Source organism: Paenibacillus filicis (genome assembly GCF_038070315.1).
GTDB lineage: Bacteria > Bacillota > Bacilli > Paenibacillales > NBRC-103111 > Paenibacillus_G > Paenibacillus_G filicis.
In genome coordinates, this window is sequence record NZ_JBBPCC010000040.1 from 25764 (window position 1) to 33502 (window position 7739).

Below are 7739 nucleotides of genomic sequence, written 5' to 3' on the forward strand. Positions count from 1 at the left end.
CATAGCTTGAAATGCCCCTGACTTAATCACGCTAGCCACAAAAAAAGCGGTGTCCCCGGACGGACACCGCTAACAAGCCTGCACAACCCTGACTTAATGCTACATCAGCTCACCGTCCGCGGACGCTCGATCCTGTCGATTCCCGGTGTGCGGAAGGTGGCCCACTCCGGCTGAAACTTGTCGATCCGTGCGACGACTACGGTCATGTCGTCATAGATATCCCCATGGTGATACCGGACGACCCTCTCAAGCAGCACGTCAGCGAAATCCTGCGGATGATCCGAATCGATCTCGGTGATCATCCGTTTCATCCACAGCTCCTTGTTTACGGCGTGACCAGGCGCGTCATAGATGCCGTCCGTCATCATAATCAGAATATCGCCGTGCTTCAGCGGCACCGTGACCAGATCGACATCAATTTCATGTAAGATGCCCACAGGCAGATTATTGGCCGTCACCGGGAACACCTCATGACCTCGCTTGATAAAGCTTGGCGTCGAGCCAATTTTCATAAATGTCGTGTTCGCGTTGTACAGATCGATCAAAGCGACATCGACCGTGGCGAATATCTCGTCAGAGGAGCGAAGCATCAGCACGGAATTCACCGACTTGATAGCCAGCTTCTCATCCATCCCCGACTGGAGCAATTGCTGGAGAATCGATAAGGCCGCACTGCTCTCGGCCCGAGCGCGTTCGCCGTTGCCCATCCCATCGCTGAGGGCCACGGCGAACTTTCCATTACCCAGCTCAATGGTGCTGAAGCTATCTCCAGACAGCAAGTCCCCTCCCTTGGCCGCTCCAGCGATTCCCGTCTCCACCTCGTATGCCTTGGCCGAGCCAAACAGCACCGTGCTGTAGCCCTCCTTGCGCTCCAAGGCCAGCTCGTTCTTCACGGCGATATGCTCGCCCAGGATCTCCGACAGCAGCGGAGCAATGATCTTACGGCATTCATCAAAGCCGCGGGTATATTGATGAATAATCTCAATCTCCACATTGCCCTCGTCCAGGCTGATGATATCGATGCTGTGAATGGACAAGCCCAGCTCCTCCAGCGCACTGCGAATCTGCTCCTCCTGCATGAACAGCTCCTGGCCCTCCCGCTTGATTTCCTTAGCGAGATCCTCCATGACCTGGGAAACGCCGGAGAGCTGCTCGGCGACCAATTGCCGGCTGTCCCAGATCTGCTTCTTCCAATGCTGGTCATTCTTATAGATATGATACTGCTGCACCATAATATCCAGCACCTGATCAGGCTTCACACACAGCCGCTTCCATTCCGGCAGGATGTCCTTACGGGTGATCGTGTCCCGGAGCTCCACCTCCGTCATCATATCGGTCATATATTTGTAGGTTTGATAAAAGCGCTCATCCCAGCACTGAGTTCGTTTCCAGCAGGTTGCGCAGGACTTCTCCGCCACGGCATTCATGAAGTGCCCGACCTCCTCGTCCTTGCGGAGCGGCTCAGTATCCACGGTGATCTGCTTGAAGCTGCGCGACAGCTGCCGGAACACCTCGGAGAACTGCTCCACCCGCTGGGCCGTCACATCGCGGACACGCCGCGCATAATCATGTTGCGACTTCAAGTTCTCCTGCGTCCCCGGCACATACTTGGCCAAGGTTTGAATCACGGCACCGGGGGTAAGGAGGAACAAGGCCACAGCTGCCACCGATTCCCAGGTCGAGCTCATGATATCCGCCTGATTCCCCAGGTAGACGGATAGGATGGAAGAGCCCAGCAGCATCCCGAAGGCTACCGCCATCCGGTTGCCCTCCTTGAGCAATCCGGCCAGCATGCCGGCGAACGCGAGCAGGCTCATCTGATAGATGGCACTGGAGTTAGCCAGACTGAGGATCAGTCCCGTGATGACGCCGACCGAGGCTCCGAGCGGAGCGCCGCCGACCAGCGCGAACAGCAGAATCAGATATCGGGACAGCACATGCTCGATGGTAAGCGAACCGACCGTCCAGCCAACCGTCCCTGTCATGACCGAAGCCAGCAGGATGATCAGGCAGATCACTTCTTCATTTTTGAGGCTATAATTTTTGCGGGTTAAGGTAAAGACCGGCACCGCCTGTAGGAAGATATGCGTCAGGATGAGGCTGAGCACCGCCTCTACCCCGGTCATCATGAGCGTATACCAGCTGAACTGGGTCGTGACCAGATGGGAGAACAGCTGAACGAAGAATACGGTGGTAAACACCATCGCAGGAGCGTAGGAGATATCCGAACGCTGGAAGCGCTCAACTCCCTTCTGCAGCAGCAGGAACACGAGCATCTCCGCGAGCAGATATCCCGTATGCATCGGCTCGAAGGAGAACAAGCTACCGGCTGCCAGAAACACCCCGGTCCAGAACAGCAGCTCTCTCCGCAAAAAATACATGACGGCGAAAAAAGCGACTCCAAACGGCGCCAACTGATCCAGGATCATGGCCCGTCCCAGCAAAAATGCCATGAACAGCAACAGAATCGTCCATTTCTTGGCGACGACAGTCTGCACCAGCCTGTTTTCCACAACCACGTTTTTCATTGAATTCCCGACTTTACTCATCGTATCGGAACCGGCCAACTTTACGCGTTTGAGAACCTGCTTTTTTTGCATAATCTCTTTACACCACCCATACACTATTAGTGGTTCTTAGTATACGAGCTGTCTTTCGGAAAGTTTGTCACAATGCGTCTCGCAGACCGAAGTTTTTTCCGACAAATTGAGGACGCACGCGAAATAGGGGAGAGACAGGGTGTACACCAAGTTGTAAGCGCTTACTATGAATTGGAACAGTCAGCTTGTCACCTCATGTTCGTGGCCTGTTCGATTCGAAACAGCGGTCTTTACCGGAATACCTGTCGATTCTCCGCTCCTCTCAAGAAGAACCGACAAAACTAGTGTCCTTCGGTTGAACAGCACGAGCTATGTCAGGCTTCTGGCGAAATTCCCCGCTGCCGGATGACAAGTCTGGCCAACTGGCGGCATTCCTCTGAATCAAGAAGCGGCAAGGCTGACTCCTTCACGCGAAACTAAAAAGACCCTGCAGGCAGCAAACACTGCACACAGGGTCTTATCACAACATATAGCGGCAGAGGGGATCGAACCCCCGACCTTACGGGTATGAACCGTACGCTCTAGCCAGCTGAGCTACGCCGCCACAACAAAAATGAGTATATCTCAAGCCATAGTGCTTGTCAAGCAAAAAAGCCGTTCGTCCCGGAGCCCGGTCGGCGAACAGCTTTGAATTTCTTATATTTAGAAGCAGTTCCGAGCCTTAATCCCTACGCGCACCGCGGCCGCCCCGTTTGCCCTCAGTGTTCTTCTTGAGCGACGAGATCCGGTCTTCGCTGTCCTTCAGGAAACGCGCCATCTTATCTTCGAACGTAGGTTTGCCTGCGGGAGGTTTACCGCCACGGCCACCACGATCTCCACGGCCGCCACCAAATCCGCCGCCGGGCCGGTCACCGCGATTAAATCCTCCGCCAGGGGGACGGTCACCTTGCCTGTCAAACCGAGCGGGCCTTGCCGGAGCAGCATCTACCGGACGATCAACAGATTGCTTGATCGATAACCCGATTTTGCCGTCTTTGTCGACATTAATCACTTTCACGGTGACGACATCTGCTAGCTTGAGATGATCGTTGACATCCTTGACATAATTGTCTGCAATCTCCGAGATGTGAACGAGTCCTGTAACTCCCTCGGAAAGCTCGACGAACGCCCCAAAGTGAGTAATGCCTGTCACCTTTCCTTGCAGCTTGCTGCCCACTTCAATTGCCATAAAGTAAACTGATCCTCCCTTGAATAGTTAGACAAACTTAAAAGAAAACGAAGCTACGCCGATTATAACGCACGGCATTCTTACGGTCAACATAGCTTGACAGATATGTTCCGCCTATTTCCTGACGCCCTGCGGGGAATAAAACAGCGTTTCTCCCGGTTTCACATATTGGAGTTCCTTCCGGATGATCTGCTCCACGTACTCAGGATCATCCAGCCTTGCAATCTCACGGTTCGCACTATCCTGTACCCGCTGAGCCTCGGCACGTTTCAGTTCGAGGGCGCTTAGCTTTTCTTTCCGGTCATTGATCTTATCGACTTGGTTCCAGAGAGTGACACCAGCCCAACTCAGAAAGCAAATTAGTACCAGCATCACCAGTCGGCGCCGACGCATGGAGCCTTTATTATGGAGTTGCGGATCGGTTGCTTTAGAGACTGCCTGCATGTTTGGCGAATCCTCCTAGAACGATCAAAAGAACCGGCGAACAAGGTTCGCGACGCTTTGACCGGTTTTCTGCATCCACACGGGAATAGGGAAGCGTATCCACTTGCCAAGCGGCCTCAGGAGCCACACTAGCAATTTCCACACAGGATGGCATAATTGTATCACAATTCGATACAGGAACATAGCTGTCGCCAGCAAAAATCCTAAAATGATCACGAAGACCCGGTAAAGTGCGACCACCGGCTTGATAATCAGCAGTATGACCATTCGCCGGATAAACAGTGCCGTCCCGACGACAACACGAATGATAAATCTGATTACCCAAATGACCGGACGGCTAAACAGCAAAAAGTATAAAACAATTCCAATGCCCAGTCCCAAGAAAATAAATGGCCTGACCTCGCCCCAATTGCTCTCATAGAGCATGGCGAACACGAGCAGCGTTCCGGCAAACCAGTAGACGAGATCCAGCACGGACTTGACCCATCCGGGCATCTTCAGCTGGCCAGCAAGCACCCGGTACACATCAAATAGTCCGCCCAGCGACAAGCCCCCCGCACACATCATGCCGAGCGTAAGAAACTGTACGTTTAGCGTCACTTAAACAGCTTGCCCCATAGCCCCTTGGACTTGCCTTGGGCATTGCCGTCAAGATAAGCCAGCTCGTTCACAAAGCCTTCGATCGCCACCAGACCCTGGTCCAGGCTCAGGTTTTTGATATGCAGATTCTGCCCCTTGATCATCAGATAACCGGCATCGGTCTCCAGCAGAAATTCCTCACTGTCGAAGCTCTCCACGTTCAAGACACCGGAAACCTCCAGCAGCTTGCGATTGAGCATCTTGATTTCCTGTCGCTTGGTTTTGCCCGGTTGCTCCACCATGGGTTCGTCCCCCTTTTGAACGCTTGGCCGCAGGCAGCCTCCGGCCGTCCTGTCCAAGCTTGCTTACTATTCAAAATATGGGAGGAGGACGAGGTTTAGAACCTGTACGCACCGGTCTGCCATGAAAGAAACAAGGACAGTACAATCGCATGCTGCGATAATACTGCCCTTCTTGGATGAGGAAGGAGAGCGGCGTCCCTCTTAGAAGAGGGAGTCCGTCTCCTGCACGATCTTTTCTTCCTTCAACAGCGTGAACATCTGAGCCGCATCTTCCTTGCGGGTCGATTCGGACAAGAGCTCTACGCGGATGGTGACAAGCTTCTGGCCGAACTGCACCACGAGCTCGTCGCCTACCTTAACGGCGCTGCTGGGCTTGGCTTCCCGGCCGTTGATCCAGACCCGTCCTTGCTCGGACACGTCCTTGGCGACCGTACGCCGCTTGATCAGCCGGGAAAGCTTCAAAAACTTGTCCAGACGCATTACTTCACCGCGTCTTTGAGCTTGTTGCCGGCCTTGAAGGCAGGAACGTTCGATTCTGGAATCGAGATTTCTTTACCGGTTTGCGGGTTGCGGCCCGTACGGCCAGACCGTTTACGGGTTTCGAACGTGCCGAAACCAATCAATTGGACTTTCTCGCCGCTGGCGAGCGCATCCGTTACTTCACCTAAAAATCCGTTGAGTACGGATTCCACGTCTTTTTTGGACAATCCGCTTTTTTCAGCGATGTTATTCACGAGATCTGTTTTATTCATGGGTTAGATATCCTCCTTGGGTAATGACACTGAACTAACATATTCTTTGCCTCTCAGGAAAATCCTGCTAGGTTGCTTCAGTTTTCAGAACTTTTTTTGCTTCCTGCCACAACTCTTCCATCTCCTGCAAGCTGGTGGACTCCCACTTCTTACCTTGCTCCCGCAGGCTTTTCTCGATATAACCGAAGCGGCGCGAGAACTTGCGGTTGGCGTCTGCCATCGCCTCCTCGGGCTCTACCTTCAGAAAACGGGCCAGATTGACGACGGCAAAGAGCAGGTCACCGAGCTCCTCCTGCTGCTCGGCCCGGCCCAGATGCAGGATCGCATCCTTCACTTCCTCCAGCTCAGATTCGACAACGGGAAGCACCTCCTCGAGCGTCTTCCAATCGAAGCCGACACCGGCGGCTTTCTTCTGCAGCTTGTAGGCCTTCAGTAGTCCAGGCAAGTCGCGCGGCACTCCCGACAGCACCGGTTGCTCCTCCGGATCGATGCCCTTGCGGCGCTTCTCCTCTTCCTTGATCTGCTGCCAATTGCTAAGCGCCTCGTCCGCATCCTCCGCCTGCTGTGTACCGAATACATGCGGATGGCGGCGGATCAGCTTCTCATTGAGCTCAGCAATGACATCGAACACGGTGAAGGAGCCCTCGTCCGCTTCGATCTGGGCATGCAGCATGACCTGCAGCAGCAAATCACCCAGTTCCTCGCGCAGATGATCCGGGTCGTCCTCGTCGATCGTCTCCAGCACCTCATAAGCTTCTTCGATCAGATTGCGGCGCAGCGACTGATGCGTCTGCTCCCGGTCCCACGGGCAGCCTTCGGGACTGCGGAGAATCTCCACAATCTCATGAAGCCGCGAGAAGGTCCGCTTGCGTACGCTCTCGCTCTCGGTGCGAGGCACCCAGACCAGCGAGAGGTTCCCGAAGCCTTCGACCCGGTCCAGCTCGTACAGCGGCACCTCGCGGACTCTCTCTTCACCGGCTACGCCGAGCGCATGCCCCACGGTAACCGGATAATCATCCGGGTACAGCTCCATCAGCGTCAGCTTAACATCCGAGGCCGTGAACGTATCGTACACCTGTCCGATGAGCGTATGCAAGTGCGGATTGAGCGAATAGGCAGACAAGGCCGTGCCGTCGAGCAGCTGGAAGCCCTCAATCGGGTCGAAGCCCAGCCGCAGGAAGGCCTGATCCAGGAAGCTCTCGCCGCCGAGCAGCGTCAGCAGAATGCCTTCGGCCGCACAGCGTTCGCGCAGCAGCTGCACAGTCCGTTCGGCGACCATCGGATGCCCGGGAACGGCGTACAGAATCTCACCTGCTTCGGACTGCTGCGCCTTGGCAATCAGCCTGTCCGCGATCGTCTCATAGACGTTCTCAAATTGATCATTCGCTTCGTAGACCGCATCGAATGATTCATATCGGATGCTGTGATGATCCAGCATCGAGACGACCGGATGCTCGCGGGTGCGCAGAAACAACGCGCCTCCCCGGTTTCCGGCCGCTTCCAGCTTGCGCCAAGCTCCCAGCGTTAATTGGGTTTCGTCTCCGGTCCCCAGACCGATGACGGTAATTTGCGGTTGAGCGCTCATCTCCGGTATCCCTCCTTCTAAACTTCATTCATCCCGCGGGGCTCCGCTGCCACCGCTACCGCAGCAGCCCTAGCCGCCGCAGCAGCGTGACCGGCTTGCCGCGCAGCTGCGGTACCAGTTCTAGGTCCTGCGCGGTGATCACGCGCAGAACCAGCAGCGCGAGCGCATACGCGAGCGCGCCCACGGCGACGCCGCTCAGCGCGGTAACCGCGGCCAGCCCCCGGGGGGGCAGGGCCAGCGGAAGCCGCGCAAGCAGCGGCGCAGCGCCTTGCGTCACGGCCAGCAGGCCGGCCGTCATGGCCCCGATGC

8 protein-coding genes, 1 tRNA gene and 1 pseudogene are annotated in these 7739 nt (G+C 55.4%); all 10 read right to left on the bottom strand.

Features of this window, described 5'->3' with window-relative positions:
- Window positions 1–104 precede the first annotated feature (104 nt).
- A complete protein-coding gene (gene spoIIE / locus WMW72_RS34525) occupies window positions 105–2600 on the bottom strand; it encodes a stage II sporulation protein E (RefSeq protein WP_341420137.1) in 2496 nt (831 codons plus the stop codon).
- Window positions 2601–3070: 470 nt separating this feature from the next.
- Window positions 3071–3144 (bottom strand) — tRNA-Met (locus WMW72_RS34530).
- Window positions 3145–3261: 117 nt separating this feature from the next.
- The gene (locus tag WMW72_RS34535) at window positions 3262–3768 is read right to left on the bottom strand and encodes a S1 domain-containing RNA-binding protein (RefSeq protein WP_341420138.1); all 507 of its coding nucleotides are present in this window, start codon (window positions 3766–3768) and stop codon (window positions 3262–3264) included.
- Window positions 3769–3882: 114 nt separating this feature from the next.
- The gene (locus tag WMW72_RS34540; protein WP_341420139.1) at window positions 3883–4212 is read right to left on the bottom strand and encodes an FtsB family cell division protein; all 330 of its coding nucleotides are present in this window, start codon (window positions 4210–4212) and stop codon (window positions 3883–3885) included.
- Window positions 4213–4236: 24 nt separating this feature from the next.
- Complete coding sequence (gene yabQ / locus WMW72_RS34545; RefSeq protein ID WP_341420140.1) at window positions 4237–4812, bottom strand: spore cortex biosynthesis protein YabQ; 576 nt, start codon at window positions 4810–4812, stop codon at window positions 4237–4239.
- Window positions 4809–5093: a sporulation protein YabP gene (gene yabP / locus WMW72_RS34550; RefSeq protein ID WP_341420141.1), complete on the bottom strand. Its 285-nt coding sequence runs from the start codon at window positions 5091–5093 to the stop codon at window positions 4809–4811. Before yabP ends, yabQ begins: the two co-directional genes overlap by 4 nt.
- A gap of 201 nt (window positions 5094–5294) precedes the next feature.
- Window positions 5295–5573: an RNA-binding S4 domain-containing protein gene (locus WMW72_RS34555; RefSeq protein ID WP_341420142.1), complete on the bottom strand. Its 279-nt coding sequence runs from the start codon at window positions 5571–5573 to the stop codon at window positions 5295–5297.
- The gene (locus WMW72_RS34560; protein ID WP_341420143.1) at window positions 5573–5845 is read right to left on the bottom strand and encodes an HU family DNA-binding protein; all 273 of its coding nucleotides are present in this window, start codon (window positions 5843–5845) and stop codon (window positions 5573–5575) included. Before WMW72_RS34560 ends, WMW72_RS34555 begins: the two co-directional genes overlap by 1 nt.
- Before the next feature lie 67 nt (window positions 5846–5912).
- The gene (gene yabN / locus WMW72_RS34565; protein ID WP_341420144.1) at window positions 5913–7430 is read right to left on the bottom strand and encodes a bifunctional methyltransferase/pyrophosphohydrolase YabN; all 1518 of its coding nucleotides are present in this window, start codon (window positions 7428–7430) and stop codon (window positions 5913–5915) included.
- Between the two features lie 55 nt (window positions 7431–7485).
- A pseudogene (locus WMW72_RS34570) lies at window positions 7486–7739 on the bottom strand (polysaccharide biosynthesis protein); the annotation flags it as partial.

What these genes read in the sequence shown, in the direction of transcription:
- spoIIE (WP_341420137.1), bottom strand. Translation starts at nt 2,600, where the DNA reads ATGCAAAAAAAGCAGGTTCTCAAACGCGTAAAGTTGGCCGGTTCCGAT.
- WMW72_RS34535 (WP_341420138.1), bottom strand. Translation starts at nt 3,768, where the DNA reads ATGGCAATTGAAGTGGGCAGCAAGCTGCAAGGAAAGGTGACAGGCATT.
- WMW72_RS34540 (WP_341420139.1), bottom strand. Translation starts at nt 4,212, where the DNA reads ATGCAGGCAGTCTCTAAAGCAACCGATCCGCAACTCCATAATAAAGGC.
- yabP (WP_341420141.1), bottom strand. Translation starts at nt 5,093, where the DNA reads ATGGTGGAGCAACCGGGCAAAACCAAGCGACAGGAAATCAAGATGCTC.
- WMW72_RS34555 (WP_341420142.1), bottom strand. Translation starts at nt 5,573, where the DNA reads ATGCGTCTGGACAAGTTTTTGAAGCTTTCCCGGCTGATCAAGCGGCGT.
- WMW72_RS34560 (WP_341420143.1), bottom strand. Translation starts at nt 5,845, where the DNA reads ATGAATAAAACAGATCTCGTGAATAACATCGCTGAAAAAAGCGGATTG.
- yabN (WP_341420144.1), bottom strand. Translation starts at nt 7,430, where the DNA reads ATGAGCGCTCAACCGCAAATTACCGTCATCGGTCTGGGGACCGGAGAC.